Origin of the sequence: Afipia carboxidovorans OM5 (assembly GCF_000218565.1) — a bacterium.
Taxonomy (GTDB): Bacteria; Pseudomonadota; Alphaproteobacteria; order Rhizobiales; family Xanthobacteraceae; genus Afipia; species Afipia carboxidovorans.
This window is the reverse complement of the sequence record NC_015684.1, coordinates 2,689,801-2,705,146: the sequence shown is the minus strand read 5'-3', so window position 1 is coordinate 2,705,146 and position 15,346 is coordinate 2,689,801. Positions and strand designations below refer to the sequence as shown.

Sequence of the window (15,346 nt, the reverse complement as noted above, 5' to 3'; positions counted from 1 at the left end):
TCGTCCTTTTAATGCGACATAAGGACGGGCACCGTCATCGAAGCGAGGATGCTGCGGGTCGCGCCGCCGAGAATGAATTCGCGCAGGCGCGAATGGCCGTAGCCACCCATCACGATAAGATCGCTGCCTTGATCGGCGGCATAGGACAGGATGGCGCTAGCGACGCTCGAGTCGGGCGCCTGCTGGACCTTCAGTTGGGTTGCGATGCCGTGGCGGGCAAGGTGCTTGACGATGCCCTCGCCGCTTGCCTGATGACGCGGGTCCTCGGTCTTCTCGTTTGAGATGATGAGGATGTCGACATTCTTCGCCCGCGTCAGGAACGGCAGGGCGTCGTTGACCGCGCGTGCCGCGGTCGCGCTGCCGTCCCAGCAGCACACGACGTGGTCGAGCTTCAACCCTTCCTTCTGGATATAAGGCACGATCAGCACCGGCCGGCCAGAATCGAACAGCACGGTCTCGATGACGATCTCGTTGTCCTCGTCCGTGTTCTCCATCTGCTGGACGATACTGAGATCGGCGCGGCGCGCCTTGACCGCGAAGGCTTCCGCCGACTGCGGCAGGCGGTGGGTGACGATCTCGTGCTCGTAGGAAATGCCGCGGCCCTTCGCGGCTTCCTCGAAGCGCGCGATCGCAGCGCGGGCCTCGCGCTCCTTTTCCGCTCGGATGTTGGCAATGACCGTCTCGGGCATCGCCGGAATTGGGTATTGGGCAAAGGTGATCGGGTCGCTGGAGGCCATCGCCGTCACATGCGCACCAAAAACTTCGGCCACCGAGATCGCGTAATTGAGCGAACGGTCACGGGCCGCGTCGGTTTCGAGCTTGAGAGTGAGATCTTTAATCACGGGCTGCCTCCAATCGACTGGTTGCAATCATGCGATATCATCGCGTTGTCAGCATATCGGCGCGTTGAGGCACATCAACGGCATGCCTCACGCAGTTGCTCAACCCATCTCAGCGATACGCCTGTCGTGTCGGTGTGCGTCGATGGGTAGCCAAACAACGTTCTGGCATCATATTCACAAATGCAACAAAATGCCGCATGAATCATAACACGCCGCTTATTTCGACAATTGTCGTCGGTCTCGTTCTCGCCTTTTTCCTTGGCGCGCTGGTTCAACGCGCCCGTATTTCACCGCTCGTCGGTTATCTGCTTGCAGGCGTTGTTATGGGCCCGTTCACGCCGGGCTTCGTTGCCGATCAGACTATCGCCAACGAACTCGCCGAGATCGGAATCATTCTTCTTATGTTCGGCGTCGGCCTGCATTTCTCGCTGAAGGATCTGTGGTCGGTGCGCGGCATCGCACTGCCGGGCGCGGTGGCGCAGATTTCGGCCGCCACGTTGATGGGCTGGGCGCTCGGCTGGATGCTCGGCTGGAGCAATGGCAAGGGCATCATGTTCGGCATCGCACTCTCCACGGCTTCGACCGCAGTGCTGCTGCGCGCGATGCAGGAGCGGCGTCTCATCGACACCGAGCGTGGCCGCATCGCGGTCGGCTGGCTGATTGTCGAGGACATCTTCTGTGTGCTGACGCTGGTGATGCTGCCGCCGCTTGCGGGGCTAATGAACGGCGAGACCAGCTTGGATATGTCGGCGCTCACCTGGCCGCTCTTGATGACGCTCGGCAAGGTCGCGACCTTTATGGTGTTGATGCTGGTGGTCGGCCGCCGCGTCATTCCCTGGCTTCTGCATTATGTCGCCCACACCGGCTCGCGCGAACTGTTTCGCCTCGCGGTGTTTTCGATTTCGCTTGGCGTCGCCTTCGGTGCGGCCTTGCTGTTCGATGTATCGTTCGCACTCGGCGCTTTTTTCGCCGGCATGATCCTGAGCGAGTCCGAACTCAGCCAGCGCGCGGCGAGCGAGACGCTGCCGCTGCGCGATGCATTCGCGGTGCTGTTCTTCGTGTCGGTCGGCATGTTGTTCGACCCCTCGATCATCGTGAAGGAGCCGCTGCCGCTTCTCGCGACATTGTTCATCATCCTGTTCGGCAAATCGATCGCGGCCTATGGGATCGTGCGGCTGTTCGGCTATTCCAAACCCACGGCGCTGACGATCTCAGCGAGCCTTGCGCAGATCGGTGAATTCTCCTTCATCCTCATCGCACTCGGCGTCAGCCTGTCGCTGATGACCGAGCGCGGTCGCGATCTCGTGCTCGCGGGATCCATCATCACCATCATGCTGAACCCGTTATGGTTCGCCGTGCTCGACCGCGTTCTGAAAGAAAAAGAGGGAGTGTCGGAAGCGTCGAACGACGAGAAGCCTGCACCGCGTGTCGAACTGCCGGTCTCAGGCCTTACCGGCCATGTCATTCTTGTCGGCTACGGACGCGTCGGCAGCGTGGTCGGCAAGGCGCTACGCGCCGGAAATGCGCCGTTCCTGGTGATCGAGGATAATCCCGGTGCCATCGAGCGCTTGCAGCAGGAGGGGATCGAGGTCATCAGCGGCAATGCCGCAGCGCCCGGTATGCTGCAGGCAGCGAATCTCGAAGCCGCGCGTGGCCTTCTGGTTGCGATCCCAGATGCTTTCGAGAGCGGCCAGATCATCGCCAAGGCGCGGGCGATCAGCGCCAGCATCCCGATCATCGCGCGTGCGCATTCGGAGCAGGAGATCGCGCATCTCGAGCATCACGGGGCAAATCTGGTGATCATGGGCGAGCTGGAAATTGCGAAGGTGATGATCGCCGAGATCGGCATTCAGGCGCAGCCGCTGGCGTCGTGAGGTTCATGGCCTCGCTCGCATGTCCGCGAGGCCGGTCGCATGTGCCGCGCATAGAAGGCGAGTTCGACCGAAATAAAACGCGCGTAGCTGTCGCGCAGATACGCAGTCGCGCGTGGTGTTCCTGCGCCATCGGTTGAGAAAAAGCCGAGCTTGGCGCCTTCGGCGATCATGTTCGAGACTTGTGTCTTCGATAGCCCGAAGCGTTTGGCGATCTGCGCCCGGCTCGGCAACGGCAGGCTGTCAATGTCGGACAGCATGACAGCCAGCACGACAGGGATCGCGCCCTCACGCTTGCCGAAGAAGCAGGTGAATTCCGGCATGCGGTCGATCAGCGGGATGTCCGTTGCGTGCTCGTGTCCGGCAGCGGCGGCGAAACGCCGGATGAAATCCGGGTCCTCCGCCAGCATCTGCGCGCGCTGCATGTCCGGCTGCAGTGCGTCGAGAGCGTTCACCGCATGGGGCATCCAGCTCTTGACGAAATCCATCATGCGCGGAGTCGGGTAGTAGGATTTTGAGCGGCGGTCGGATGTGTTCTGCGATGTCTTGATGAAGCCGGCGAGCTTCAGCAGGGCCAGCGTTGTCTTGAGGACGCGTGGGCTGAGTTCCTGCCGCTGCGAACACAGTTCGAGCAACCGGCTGTAGGTGGCGCCGCCGAGCGGGCCGTAGGTTTCGTGATCGGCACTCAGATAAAATACATAGGCGGTCAGGCGGAAACGCGTTTCCGACGCCATCAGCTTGGTGAGCAGGCGCGGCGCCTCACGGAAGCGCGCGATGGCGACCGTGTATTCGCGGACGGCTGTGGGGAAGGCAGGCAAGGCACGCAGGTGCGCGGCTTCGATCAGCAGCGGATCGTTCGAGTCATCGCCGGCAGGAGTGAGTAGCATGATGTCTTTGCCGCAATGATTTTGCCTCTATTCGAGGATGTGGCGCGTTTGTGACCGCGCCAGATGCGAGCGAACCAGTTACCTTTTCTAGGGTCCGGGGGTGCCGGAAGGCAATACGGTGTCGCTGCAATGCGGCGTGATTGTTGCTGATCCGGCGAACCGTCCGGGTGCCGTTCGTTCAGAGGGTGTGTTTCCGGGATTTCATTCACGGAACTGTTTCGATCACCAAAAAGGCGCGGAGTGATCCGCGCCTTTTATTATTTTATGAGCCTGTTTTGATGCTCAGGCCGTCGCCATGGCCTTGGTCAGGTTCTCCGCGACCTTGTCAAGGAAGCCTGTGGTGGAGAGCCACTTCTGGTCCGGGCCGACGAGGAGGGCGAGGTCCTTGGTCATGGAGCCGCTCTCAACCGTCTCGACGCAGACCCGCTCGAGCGTCTTGGCGAATTTCGCCAGCGCCTCGTTGTTGTCGAGCTTGGCGCGATGGGCGAGGCCCTGCGTCCAGGCGAAGATCGAGGCGATCGAGTTCGTCGAGGTCTCCTTGCCCTTCTGGTGCTCGCGATAGTGGCGGGTCACCGTGCCGTGGGCAGCCTCGGCTTCCACCGTCTTGCCGTCCGGCGTCAGCAGCACCGAGGTCATCAGGCCGAGCGAGCCGTAGCCCTGCGCCACGGTGTCGGACTGCACGTCGCCGTCGTAGTTCTTGCAGGCCCAGACATAGCCGCCGGACCATTTCAGCGCCGAGGCGACCATGTCGTCGATCAGGCGATGCTCGTAGGTGAGGCCCTTGGCCTCGAATTCCTTCTTGAACTCGGCGCCGTAGATCTCCTGGAAGATGTCCTTGAAGCGACCGTCATAGACCTTGAGGATGGTGTTCTTGGTCGAGAGGTAGACCGGATAGCCGCGCGACAGGCCGTAGTTGAACGAGGCGCGGGCGAAATCCTTGATGGAGTCGTCGAGGTTATACATACCCATGGCCACGCCGGCGCCGGGGGACTTGAACACTTCCTTCTCGATCACGCTGCCGTCCTCGCCGACGAACTTCATCGTCAGCGTGCCCTTGCCGGGGAATTTGAAGTCGGTCGCGCGGTACTGGTCGCCGAAGGCGTGGCGGCCGATGATGATCGGCTTGTTCCAGCCGGGCACGAGGCGCGGCACGTTCTTGCAGATGATCGGCTCGCGGAAGATCACGCCGCCGAGGATGTTGCGGATGGTGCCGTTCGGCGACTTCCACATTTCCTTCAGATTGAATTCCTTCACCCGGGCTTCGTCCGGGGTGATGGTCGCGCACTTCACGCCGACGCCGTGCTTCTTGATGGCGTTGGCGGCGTCGATGGTGACCTGATCGTTGGTCTTGTCGCGGTGCTCCATGCCGAGGTCGTAATACTCAAGGTTCACGTCGAGGAACGGGTGGATCAGCTTGTCCTTGATGTACTGCCAGATGATCCGGGTCATCTCGTCGCCGTCGAGTTCGACAACGGGGTTCGCTACCTTGATTTTGGCCATGATAGAGCGCGCCTTTTTTTGAGATTTTTGGTGGAAAAACGAGGATGTGCGGCGCTCCTTAGCACCCGCGGGAGGGTGACGGAAGGGAGCCAGAAGGCGGAGAAAATCCGCGGTATCAGGGCACATCGGGCGCGATGGCTGAGAGGCATGCCGCGAGCGGAATCACCGATTCAAAACGATTCCGTAACCCCTTCCGATTACAATTGAATTTGACGCTGGCCGGGCGCCTTTTGGCGCGAAAATCCGTGCTTTTGCACGCGTTGAATCGCTTTCTTCAGAACTTGATTCAACGCCTTAAGAGCCTGAATCAAAACCTTCAGAGGTTGGTTCTGATTGTTCGCGTCCTGAATCGAATTCCGGGGGCGCTCGTTCAGCGCCTTCGCGTCTTGATTCAATCTCTTCAGGACTTGAATCGCCGTCTTCGATGGTTGATGCAGACGCTTCAGCCATTGAATCGGAAAGCGAACGAATGTCGGGGACCGACAAGACCAAGCCGCGTGCCGAACTGCCGGGCCCCGTTGTGGTGCTGGTGGAGCCGCAGCTCGGCGAGAACATCGGCATGGCCGCTCGCGCCATGGGTAATTTCGGCCTGACACGTTTACGTCTGGTGAAGCCGCGCGACGGTTGGCCAAATATGGCGGCCGAGCGTGCCGCGGCGGGTGCCGACCACATCCTGACGCAGGTCGAGGTCTTCGAGACGGTCGAGGCGGCAGTCGCGGATTGTGCGCTCCTGTTTGCGACGACCGCCCGTGCCCACGATCAGGCCAAGCCCGTGGTCGCGCCCGAGGCGGCGGCCCGTGAGATCGTCACGGAGGTGGCGCAGGGCGCTACGGCCGGCATCCTGTTCGGCCGCGAGCGCTGGGGCCTCACCAACGAGGAGGTCTCGCTCGCCACCCGTATCGTCACCTTCCCGGTCAATCCGGGCTTTGCCTCGCTCAACCTCGCCCAGGCGGTGCTGCTGATGGGCTATGAATGGTTCAAGCTCGCTTCCGGTGGTGAGATACCGTTCTCCATGCCGGAGCGGTCTGAGCGGGCCTCGCAGCATCAGATGGAGGCGTTTTTCACTAATCTGGTCGCGGAACTCGACAAGGTCGAGTTCCTTCGCCCGGCCGAGAAGCGCGACGTCATGCTCGTCAATTTACGTAATATTTTCAGCCGGATGGAGCCGACCAAGCAGGACATGCACACACTCCACGGAGTGGTGATGGCGCTCGCGGAGGGCCGCAAGGGGCCCGCCAAGGGTGGTGTCCTCGACGGCGGTCAGGCGACGCGGCTACGAGCCTTGCTGGCCGAGCAGGGTAACGGCGAGGGCGGCTCGAGCTCGGTGCGTGGGCTCGCGCGGCTCCTGCGGCGCAACCCGACCGATGCGGAGCGCCTGTTGTGGCAGGCGCTGACCCGCGACCGGCGGTTCGCCGCCCAGTTCCAGCGTCAGACCCCGGTCGGGCGGCACATTCCGGATTTCGTCTCGTTCTCGCGCCGCGTGGCGATCGAAATCGTCCAGCCGGGCGAGGGCGAGGTAGTGGCGCGGGATCGCGCCGCACGCACGGCCTGGCTGGCGGAGCGCGGCTACCGGGTGGTGGAGCTGGCCGCCGCGGCGATCGAGCGGGACATCGAGACGGCACTGGCTACGATCGAGAAGGCGTAAGACGCAGGCGCTTCAGGCTCGTGTCAGAAGGTGCGGCAGCGATGTGCCAAGCATCACGACGCCCGAGATGGTGAGCAGCACCAGAATGATCTGGCGGAAGGTCGTCTCGCTGATGCCGATATAAACCCGCGTGCCGATCAGGGTCGGCACAAGCATCGCCGGCAGGATGATCGCGAACGTCGGCAGCATGCGGGCGGTGGTGATGCCGGTTGCCACATAGGTCGCCATGGTGACGCCGAGCGTGGCGAGGTTGAAATTCTGGATGATGGCGCGCTGGCTGTCCTTCTCGTAGCGGCGTAGCGCGCACCACAAGGTCGGGATTACGCCCGAATAGCCGCCGGTCCCGCTCATCACACCGCCAAAGAGGCCAATGACGGCATTCATCGGTGCGCCGCCGATCCGGATCGGTGGCAGCCGCGAGGAAAACAGCATGATCGGGCACCAGATCGCGAGCAGCGTGCCGAGAAGGACCTTGAACAGGTCCACATCAAGGCGCGGCAGGATCGCGACACCGAGCGGGATGCCAATGAGTCCGCCGGCGAGATAGGGCCACAGCAGCTTCCAGCTGAAGCCGCGCCGGACCGAAAACACGGCAAGGATCTGCCCGGTAAGGGCGCCGAACACCACCATCGAGGCGAGGAGTTGCGGTTCCACGACCCAGATCCAGATCGAGGTGGCGACGAGCCCGAAGGTGAAGCCCGAGAGGCCCTGTACGAAGCCTGCAACCACTGCGCCGAGAATGATGATGAGGGTGGCAGACATCTGATGCGGGTCGTTGTCCGCCGCGGTGAGTCTGCAGGCAGAAGAAGGGCCGGTTCCGCCAGTGCAACATGTGAAAGCGGGCCGGGCAAGTGGCTGGCGGCTTTGGAATGGGTGCGCAAGATATAAGGTGGATTTGTACCGTAAACGCGCGCGCTCGGTGACGAGACGGAATGGATGGCGTTGTTAACGAGCGGTGAAAACCGACCCCAATATTTCGGGGCCAGGTTTCGGCAGGCGGTAAAGGATCGCGACTAAAGCGCTACCATCGTTTCCAGCCGAGATGAATCAATGACAATTTTCAAGCAACTGATTGCCCCTGGCGCCTGCGTCATGGCCCTCATGGCCCCGTCGGCCGCACAAACACCGGGCCAACGTATTAGTCTCGAACAATCAGCCGGCTCATCGCGGTTGGAGGGGCCTGTTCGCGTTCAGAGCAATCTCAATATTTTCATGCCGGGCCCGACCGGCGAGAGCGCCGAAGCCGAGAAGCTGCGCGAGCGTGCGCGACGGATGGTCTATGAGATGGCTGCGCACGAGTGCAATCTCCTTCGCGCCACGCTTGCGAAGGATTGCCGTCTGGTTTCGGTAAGCAGCAACGTCAATGCGGCGCGCCAGATCAACCCGCAGCAGCCGGAAGGCTACAATGTGACCGGATCGATGAGCTTTCAGATCGTGATCAAGTAACATCCGGGGGTGGGCGTTATTCGTTCGCCCTGATCTGGCTCACGGCCACAGCAGTTGGGGCTGGCTTAGGCCAATGTCCTCAGATCAGCTCGGGACACCTCGACATTTTTCTATTTTCACTTTCCTCTCTCTCTTAGCGCCGGATGATCCGGCTCTACCGGCAAGTTGGCGTCGATCACGAGATCCAGCGCCTCTTGCGGAGCGCGGTCGATGTCAACACCGCCGCGGCGCATCTGCTTGAGCGCGGTGCGGATCGCCTCCTCGCGCGAGAGGTAAGTGTGGCCATCCATCGCCTGCGCGCACCAGCGCGACCGTTTGCGGTTTCCCATTGCTTCCAGCCGCGCCATTTTTAAAACCTGCAGCGCTTGCATCAGCGCCTCAGTATCGACCCCCGGCGTCTCCTCTAGCTCGCGCACCATCCGCTCTGCGAGGGTTCGCAGCCGGACGGCAAGCATGCGCAGTTTCAATCTCGCCCCGGCACGGGCGCGGGGCACCGTGTCGGTCGCGCGCGGCGCGAAAGTGGGACGCTGCCAGCCGAAATTGCGCCTCCAGCAAGAGATGGTGCTCTGGGCGAAGCCAGTTCTGGCTGAAATCTCACGATGAGAAAGCGTTGTCTGTTCGATCAGGTAGCGGACCAGCGCCACGGATGAATCCGTATGCATCCGCCGCGAACCTTGCGGCCGGGGACCGTTGATCGCGGGCGGCCCCTCCGATGGCTCGTCGGGCTTGACGCGGAGGCGGGTGAGCGTGGGTGGGATGTGAGGCAGGACCATGCCTCGGAATATAGTCCTATTTCCGATCACCGCAACGAGAGCAGGCCGAGCAGAGTTTGATCTACGTTCCGGCCTTCACCTGAGCGGCAGCTTCCGCCATCAGTTCATCCATCTTCACGCGGATGTCCTGCTCGGAAACGCCCTTGTCGGCGAGGTCCCTGGTGACCTTGCGCAGCACGTCGCCGTCGCCCGATTCCTCGAAATCGGCAGTGACGACATCCTTGGCATAGGCCGCGGCTCCGTCGCCGCTCAGGCCGAGCTTTTCGGCTGCCCAAAGCCCGAGCAGCTTGTTCCGCCGCGCGAAAGCCTTGAACCTCTGCTCCTCGTCGAGAGCAAATTTCTTCTCAAAGCCTTCCTCGCGTTTTTCAAAGCTCGACATATATCTGACCTGTAAGTTGAATCCGGTTTGTTCCCGCATATAGGGTTCGGGGTGGCGCCCGCAACCTCCGAAATGGTCGCAGTGTAAACAAGCCGGTAAAACCTCCCGAAAACAACCGGCTTACGTTGTAACGGGAGGGCCGATCAGATAGGTTGCCGGACGAGTCCAGTTCGCGGTTTGTTTTCCGTATCAAGGGGCTTCGCGGCAGCTCCGCCGTGTGTCGCGTAATATCGGAGCACCCCGATCCATGGATTTCAACAACACTCGGTACATCCCAATGAGCCGTCGGCGTCGCATTTACGAAGGCAAGGGCAAGGTTCTCTATGAAGGACCGGAGCCCGGCACCCTGATCCAGCATTTCAAGGACGACGCCACCGCGTTCAACGCCAAGAAACACCAGATCATCGAGGGCAAGGGTGTCCTCAACAACCGGATCTCGGAATACATTTTCCAGCATCTGAACGACATTGGCGTGCCGACGCACTTCATCAAGCGTCTCAACATGCGCGAGCAGTTGATCCGCGAAGTCGAGATCGTGCCGCTCGAGGTCGTCGTGCGCAATGTCGCCGCTGGCTCGCTGTCGCAGCGCCTCGGTATCGAGGAGGGCACGCAGCTCCCGCGCTCGATCATCGAGTTCTACTACAAGAACGATCAGCTCGGCGATCCGATGGTCTCGGAAGAGCACATCACCGCGTTCGGCTGGGCGACGCCGCAGGAAATCGACGACATCATGGCGCTTGCCATTCGTGTCAATGACTTCCTCTCCGGGCTGTTCCTCGGCGTCGGCATCCGCCTCGTCGACTTCAAGATGGAATGCGGCCGTCTCTACGAGAACGAGATGATGCGCATCGTCGTGGCCGACGAAATCTCTCCGGACTCGTGCCGGCTGTGGGACATCAAGTCGAACGAGAAGATGGACAAGGATCGCTTCCGCCGCGATCTCGGTGGCCTGCTCGAGGCCTATACCGAAGTGGCGAAGCGCCTCGGCATCCTGATCGACAACGAGCGCCCCGCAGGCTCCGGCCCGGTGCTGGTGAAGAGCTAATCTTTCTTTCCCTCTCCCCTTGTGGGAGAGGGTGGCGAGCAAAGCGAGCCGGGTGAGGGGGCCTGGCTCTCTGCCCTTTCTCCCCCTCACCCGGTCCTCTTGTCGCAAGCGACATTCGGACCACCCTCTCCCACAAGGGGAGAGGGAAGTCAGTGGTGAATTCGGAATATGAAAGCGCGCGTCACCGTTACGTTGAAGAACGGCATTCTCGATCCACAGGGCAAGGCTATTGAAGGCGCGCTGAAATCGCTCGGCGTCTCCGGAATCGCCAGCGTCCGGCAGGGCAAGGTATTCGACATCGAGCTCGATGGCGCCGACAAGGCCAAGGCCGAGGCGGCACTCAAGGCTGCTGCCGACAAGCTGCTGGCGAATACGGTGATCGAGAATTATCGCGTCGAGGTTCTGGGCTAGGCGACGATGAAATCCGCAGTCCTCGTTTTTCCGGGCATCAATCGCGAGCGCGATATGGCGCGCACGCTGAAACTCGTCTCGGGCCATGAGCCGAAAATGGTCTGGCACGCCGACACCGAGTTGCCGAAGGGCACCGACCTCGTCGTGATCCCCGGCGGCTTCTCCTATGGCGATTATCTGCGCTGCGGCGCGATTGCCGCGCGTTCGCCGGTGATGGATGCGGTGCGCGCACATGCAGCCAAGGGCGGCCTCGTGCTTGGCGTTTGCAACGGCTTCCAGATCCTGTGCGAGAGCGGGTTGCTTCCCGGCATCCTGATGCGCAATGCGCGGCTGCAGTTCATCTGCCGCGACGTGCATCTGCGGGTCGAGCGCTCCGATACGCCGTTTACGCGCGGCTACAATGCCGGGCAGGTGATCCGCGTGCCGGTCGCTCATGGCGAAGGCAATTACGCGGCTGACGTCGAGACGTTGAAGCGCCTCGAAGGTGATGGCCGCGTGCTCTATCGCTACTGCGCGCCGAACGGCGAGGTCGGCGACCTTCACAACATCAACGGGGCGGCCGCTTCGATTGCCGGCATCGTCAACGAGCAGGGCAATGTGCTCGGCATGATGCCGCATCCCGAAAACCATGTCGAAGAAGCGATGGGCTGCACCGACGGCCGCGGCCTGTTCGCGGGCCTTGCCGCGCATCTGGAGCGTGCGGCGTGACCAAACCCTTGAGTAACGAGCCTGCCATCACGCCCGAACTGATCGCTTCTCACGGCCTCAAGCCGGATGAGTACGAGCGCATCCTCAAGCTGATCGGGCGCACGCCGACCTTCACTGAACTTGGCATCTTCTCGGCGATGTGGAACGAGCATTGCTCGTATAAATCCTCGCGCATTCATTTGCGCGGCCTGCCGACCAAGGCGCCATGGGTGATCCAGGGGCCGGGTGAGAATGCCGGCGTGATCGACATCGGCGACGGGCTTGCCGTGGTCTTCAAGATGGAGAGCCACAACCACCCGAGCTACATCGAGCCGTATCAGGGCGCGACCACCGGCGTCGGTGGCATTCTGCGCGACGTGTTCACCATGGGCGCGCGCCCGATCGCTTGCCTCAATGCGCTGTCGTTCGGCGCGCCTGGGCATCCGAAAACGCGGCATCTCGTGTCCGGTGTTGTTGCGGGTGTCGGCGGTTACGGCAACTCGTTCGGCGTGCCGACGGTCGGTGGGCAGGTGCGCTTCCACACCCGCTATGACGGCAACAATCTCGTCAACGCGATGGCCGTGGGCCTCGCCGAGACCGACAAGATTTTCTACGCGGCAGCGAGCGGCGTGAACATGCCGATCGTCTATCTCGGCTCCAAGACCGGGCGCGACGGTATCCATGGCGCGACCATGGCATCGGCCGAGTTCGACGACGCGAGCGACGAGAAGCGCCCGACCGTGCAGGTCGGCGATCCGTTTGCCGAAAAGCTGCTGCTCGAAGCCTGCCTCGAGATCATGGAAGCGGGCTGCGTCATCGCAATTCAGGATATGGGCGCGGCGGGTCTGACCTGCTCGGCCGTCGAGATGGGGGCGAAGGGCGACCTCGGCGTCGATCTCGATCTCGACAGCGTGCCGACGCGCGAGACCGGCATGAGCGCCTACGAGATGATGCTCTCGGAAAGCCAGGAGCGCATGCTCATGGTGCTGAAGCCCGAGAAGGAAAAGGAAGCCGAGGCGATCTTCAAGAAGTGGGGCCTCGATTTCGCGGTCGTCGGCTACACCACGCCGACCAAGCGCTTCGTGGTGAAGCACGGCGGCGACGTGATGGCCGACCTGCCGATCAAGGAGCTTGGTGACGAAGCGCCGGTCTATGATCGCCCGCATGTCGCGAGCGAGCCGCTGCCGACCATTCATGCGCGCGACGTGAAGGCGCCGATGCCGGTGACGGATGCACTGGTGAAGCTGATCGCGACACCGGATCTCTGCTCGCGGCGCTGGGTGTGGGAGCAGTACGATCACGTCATCGGCGGCAACACGGTGCAACGCCCGGGCGGCGACGCTGCCGTGGTGCGTGTACAGGATGGTCCGAAGGCGCTCGCGCTCACCGTCGACGTGACGCCGCGTTATTGCGAGGCTGATCCGGTCGAAGGCGGCAAGCAGGCGGTGGCCGAAGCCTGGCGCAACATCACCGCGGTCGGCGGCAAGCCGCTCGCTATCACTGACAATCTCAATTTCGGCAATCCGGAGCGGCCTGAGATCATGGGCCAGCTTGTCGGCTGCCTGAAGGGAATTTCCGAGGCGTGTATCACGCTGGATTTCCCGATCGTGTCGGGCAACGTCTCGCTCTATAACGAAACCAACGGTCGCGGCATTTTGCCGACGCCCTCCATCGGCGGCGTCGGTCTGCTCGACGATTTCCAGAAGTCCGCGACGCTTGCGTTCAAGACTGAAGGCGAAGCGATCCTGTTGATCGGCGATACGCAAGGCTGGCTCGGTCAGTCGGTCTATCTGCGCGATATTTGTGGTCGTGAGGAAGGCGCACCGCCGCCGGTCGATCTTGCCGCCGAAAAGCGAAACGGAGACGTGGTGCGCGGCATGGTCAAGAGCGGCACCGCGACGGCCGTGCACGATGTTTCCGATGGCGGCCTTCTGGTGGCGCTTGCGGAAATGGCAATGGCGAGCGGCATCGGTGCGGTGCTTAATGCGCCGCCGGCCGAGATTGTGCCGCATGCGTGGTGGTTCGGCGAGGATCAGGCGCGTTACATCGTGACCGTACCGGACGATCATCTTCTCTCGATGATGAGCAAGCTCAGGGCGGTCGGGGTGCCTTGTGTCGAGATCGGCAAGACCGGTGGCGATACGATTGCTATCGAGGGCGAAGCGCCGGTGTCGATCGCATCCCTCGAGGAAAGCTTTGAGGGCTGGCTGCCGAACTATATGGCGGGGCAGGACTAAGTAGAGACGCTTCCGGGCCTCTCAAAGCACCCGCGTCGCGCCGGGCAGGCGGCGTAGTGCCGCCGTTGAAAGCCAGCTCGCGCCTAATCCGAAAGCAAGTGACAGCCCTGCCTTGGTGAAGGCGGAGTGATCCGTGCCCCACAGCCAGTACTGTATCCACAGCACCGGGACATAGTGGATGAGGTAGATGCCGTAGGCAGCGGGCTGCATGGCGTCGAGAAGCGGCATGGCGGCGGCGTTGAGGCGGATAAAACCGCCGAGGATCGCGAACGACGCCGTGGCGCTGAGCAGCACAAAGATAAATGCATAGGCGATTTGCCACCATTCCGGCAGGACGTTCGGATCGGGCAGAATCCCGCGCCGGTAATAGACAAGCGCAACCAGAAGCCCATAGGCAGCGAGCGCGGCGAGAGCCCAGCGTCCCCAGCGCCGCGCGAGTGCGCCGCCATGTCCGAGCAAGCCGCGGTCGAGGTTGGAATAGCCGATGGCCGCGCCGAAAAAGAAGCAGGCGGGATAGAGCAGCACGCGGCTTGCCTGTATCGAGACTGGTCCGAACTCGAACCATCTGGTGGCGCCGAATGCGAGCCGCATCGGGACGTAGGCGACAAGACACGCCGCGACGAAGGCGAGGAAGAACGGCAGCGGTCGCGCAAACCCTGCGCGAGCGAGGCGGTTAAGCGGGGCAAGGATGTTTGGGGCGGTGCGATAGAGCAGCGCGGCGGTGAGGTCGAGTGCCAGCAGCACCCAGACAAACCACGCAGGACCGCTTTGCCATGGCCCTGCGGTGATCGTCCGCCACCAATAGGCGCTGAACGAGATGTCATGCATCCGCAGTTCCAGCGCGTAATAGGCGAGCGGCATCAGCGTCAGCACGGCGACCGCGAACGGCAGTGCCAGCCGCAGCATCCGCTCGTCCAGAAACTGCAGGATCGATTTGCGCCGCAGGCTCGGCCAGACGAACAACCCCGAGATGAAGAAGAACGCCGTCATCATGCAGGTGTCAGTGGCGAGGATGAACCCGTCGAACCCGAGCCAGGTCTGCGCATCCGCACGGCCGTAATAGGTGTAGGGGATCACCGCGTGATGGGCGACGACGAGGATCGTCAGCGCGGTCCGCGAATGGTCGATGGCGGCGTTGCGGGCGGGCATCGCGGAAACGGGCTCCGTCGGCGGGCTGGCCGACACCGGGCAAGGAATTGTGATCGCCCCGGCCATCCCGCCATGCGATAGAGACGGGAGAATGCAAGGAGGGCGACGATTGGCAGCGGGTGCAGCCGACGTCAGAATCTGCCATAATTGCAGCACGTTTGAAACCGAAGGCTATGCCGAAAGGAGACGACAAATGCCCATGGACGCCCGGGAGATCGAAACCCTCATCAGGGAGGGCATTCCGGACGCGACCGTCGAAATCCGCGACCTCGCGGGTGACGGCAATCATTATGCCGCAACGGTGATCTCGGAATCCTTCCGCGGCAAGTCGCGCGTCCAGCAGCACCAGATCGTCTATCAGTCGCTAAAGGGACAGATGGGCGGCGTGCTGCACGCCCTTGCCTTGCAGACCGGCGTGCCGGAGTAATACCGGCGTAGCGAGGCCGACATTCAAGCGGCCTCGCAGTCCGATGT

The 15,346-nt window shown here is 62.2% G+C and carries 15 protein-coding genes; 8 read left to right on the top strand and 7 right to left on the bottom strand.

Going from position 1 to position 15,346, the window contains the following annotated elements:
* Positions 1-8: 8 nt before the first annotated feature.
* Positions 9-842, bottom strand: a complete 834-nt coding sequence (locus OCA5_RS12855; RefSeq protein WP_012562597.1) for a universal stress protein — start codon at positions 840-842, stop codon at positions 9-11.
* A 197-nt stretch (positions 843-1,039) separates the two neighbouring features.
* On the opposite strand from OCA5_RS12855, the gene ybaL reads away from it, so the two are divergent.
* A complete protein-coding gene (gene ybaL / locus OCA5_RS12850; RefSeq protein WP_012562598.1) occupies positions 1,040-2,716 on the top strand; it encodes a YbaL family putative K(+) efflux transporter in 1,677 nt (558 codons plus the stop codon).
* Here ybaL and OCA5_RS12845 read toward each other — a convergent pair.
* Positions 2,692-3,600: a hypothetical protein gene (locus tag OCA5_RS12845; RefSeq protein ID WP_012562599.1), complete on the bottom strand. Its 909-nt coding sequence runs from the start codon at positions 3,598-3,600 to the stop codon at positions 2,692-2,694. The genes ybaL and OCA5_RS12845 overlap by 25 nt on opposite strands.
* 282 nt (positions 3,601-3,882) lie before the next feature.
* Positions 3,883-5,100 (bottom strand): NADP-dependent isocitrate dehydrogenase, encoded by a 1,218-nt coding sequence (locus tag OCA5_RS12840; protein ID WP_012562601.1) that lies wholly within the window; start codon positions 5,098-5,100, stop codon positions 3,883-3,885.
* A gap of 469 nt (positions 5,101-5,569) precedes the next feature.
* Here OCA5_RS12840 and OCA5_RS12830 point away from each other — a divergent pair, with 469 nt between their 5' ends.
* Positions 5,570-6,745, top strand: coding sequence for a TrmJ/YjtD family RNA methyltransferase (locus OCA5_RS12830; RefSeq protein WP_012562604.1), 1,176 nt, complete (start codon positions 5,570-5,572; stop codon positions 6,743-6,745).
* Positions 6,746-6,757: 12 nt separating this feature from the next.
* Here the strand turns inward: OCA5_RS12830 and OCA5_RS12825 are convergent, their stop codons facing one another.
* Positions 6,758-7,507, bottom strand: a complete 750-nt coding sequence (locus OCA5_RS12825) for a sulfite exporter TauE/SafE family protein (protein WP_012562605.1) — start codon at positions 7,505-7,507, stop codon at positions 6,758-6,760.
* Between the two features lie 450 nt (positions 7,508-7,957).
* Here OCA5_RS12825 and OCA5_RS19505 point away from each other — a divergent pair, with 450 nt between their 5' ends.
* Positions 7,958-8,191, top strand: a complete 234-nt coding sequence (locus tag OCA5_RS19505; protein WP_244396155.1) for a hypothetical protein — start codon at positions 7,958-7,960, stop codon at positions 8,189-8,191.
* Positions 8,192-8,307: 116 nt separating this feature from the next.
* Here OCA5_RS19505 and OCA5_RS12815 read toward each other — a convergent pair whose 3' ends face one another.
* Both OCA5_RS12815 and OCA5_RS12810 read right to left on the bottom strand, forming a co-directional pair.
* Positions 8,308-8,835 (bottom strand): hypothetical protein, encoded by a 528-nt coding sequence (locus OCA5_RS12815; RefSeq protein WP_012562607.1) that lies wholly within the window; start codon positions 8,833-8,835, stop codon positions 8,308-8,310.
* Positions 8,836-9,025: 190 nt separating this feature from the next.
* The gene (locus OCA5_RS12810) at positions 9,026-9,343 is read right to left on the bottom strand and encodes a DUF1476 domain-containing protein (protein ID WP_012562608.1); all 318 of its coding nucleotides are present in this window, start codon (positions 9,341-9,343) and stop codon (positions 9,026-9,028) included.
* Positions 9,344-9,620: 277 nt separating this feature from the next.
* Between OCA5_RS12810 and purC the strand changes: the two genes are divergently transcribed.
* From purC to purL, 4 genes are all read left to right on the top strand, one after another.
* Positions 9,621-10,388: a phosphoribosylaminoimidazolesuccinocarboxamide synthase gene (purC, locus tag OCA5_RS12805; RefSeq protein WP_148261431.1), complete on the top strand. Its 768-nt coding sequence runs from the start codon at positions 9,621-9,623 to the stop codon at positions 10,386-10,388.
* Positions 10,389-10,556: 168 nt separating this feature from the next.
* Complete coding sequence (gene purS / locus OCA5_RS12800) at positions 10,557-10,799, top strand: phosphoribosylformylglycinamidine synthase subunit PurS (protein ID WP_012562611.1); 243 nt, start codon at positions 10,557-10,559, stop codon at positions 10,797-10,799.
* A gap of 6 nt (positions 10,800-10,805) precedes the next feature.
* A complete protein-coding gene (gene purQ / locus OCA5_RS12795; protein ID WP_012562612.1) occupies positions 10,806-11,507 on the top strand; it encodes a phosphoribosylformylglycinamidine synthase subunit PurQ in 702 nt (233 codons plus the stop codon).
* 8 nt (positions 11,508-11,515) lie between these two features.
* Positions 11,516-13,723: a phosphoribosylformylglycinamidine synthase subunit PurL gene (gene purL / locus OCA5_RS12790; protein ID WP_013913248.1), complete on the top strand. Its 2,208-nt coding sequence runs from the start codon at positions 11,516-11,518 to the stop codon at positions 13,721-13,723.
* A 21-nt stretch (positions 13,724-13,744) separates the two neighbouring features.
* Here the strand turns inward: purL and OCA5_RS12785 are convergent, their stop codons facing one another.
* Positions 13,745-14,872: an acyltransferase family protein gene (locus OCA5_RS12785; protein ID WP_012562614.1), complete on the bottom strand. Its 1,128-nt coding sequence runs from the start codon at positions 14,870-14,872 to the stop codon at positions 13,745-13,747.
* 193 nt (positions 14,873-15,065) lie between these two features.
* Between OCA5_RS12785 and OCA5_RS12780 the strand changes: the two genes are divergently transcribed.
* Positions 15,066-15,299 (top strand): BolA family protein, encoded by a 234-nt coding sequence (locus tag OCA5_RS12780; RefSeq protein WP_013913246.1) that lies wholly within the window; start codon positions 15,066-15,068, stop codon positions 15,297-15,299.
* Positions 15,300-15,346 lie beyond the last annotated feature (47 nt).

Excerpts from the sequence above, each read along its gene's own strand:
- ybaL (WP_012562598.1), top strand. The coding sequence starts at position 1,040 with ATGAATCATAACACGCCGCTTATTTCGACAATTGTCGTCGGTCTCGTT.
- OCA5_RS12845 (WP_012562599.1), bottom strand. The coding sequence starts at position 3,600 with ATGCTACTCACTCCTGCCGGCGATGACTCGAACGATCCGCTGCTGATC.
- OCA5_RS12840 (WP_012562601.1), bottom strand. The coding sequence starts at position 5,100 with ATGGCCAAAATCAAGGTAGCGAACCCCGTTGTCGAACTCGACGGCGAC.
- OCA5_RS12830 (WP_012562604.1), top strand. The coding sequence starts at position 5,570 with ATGTCGGGGACCGACAAGACCAAGCCGCGTGCCGAACTGCCGGGCCCC.
- OCA5_RS12825 (WP_012562605.1), bottom strand. The coding sequence starts at position 7,507 with ATGTCTGCCACCCTCATCATCATTCTCGGCGCAGTGGTTGCAGGCTTC.
- OCA5_RS19505 (WP_244396155.1), top strand. The coding sequence starts at position 7,958 with ATGCCGGGCCCGACCGGCGAGAGCGCCGAAGCCGAGAAGCTGCGCGAG.
- OCA5_RS12810 (WP_012562608.1), bottom strand. The coding sequence starts at position 9,343 with ATGTCGAGCTTTGAAAAACGCGAGGAAGGCTTTGAGAAGAAATTTGCT.
- purC (WP_148261431.1), top strand. The coding sequence starts at position 9,621 with ATGAGCCGTCGGCGTCGCATTTACGAAGGCAAGGGCAAGGTTCTCTAT.
- purS (WP_012562611.1), top strand. The coding sequence starts at position 10,557 with ATGAAAGCGCGCGTCACCGTTACGTTGAAGAACGGCATTCTCGATCCA.
- purQ (WP_012562612.1), top strand. The coding sequence starts at position 10,806 with ATGAAATCCGCAGTCCTCGTTTTTCCGGGCATCAATCGCGAGCGCGAT.
- OCA5_RS12785 (WP_012562614.1), bottom strand. The coding sequence starts at position 14,872 with ATGCCCGCCCGCAACGCCGCCATCGACCATTCGCGGACCGCGCTGACG.
- OCA5_RS12780 (WP_013913246.1), top strand. The coding sequence starts at position 15,066 with ATGCCCATGGACGCCCGGGAGATCGAAACCCTCATCAGGGAGGGCATT.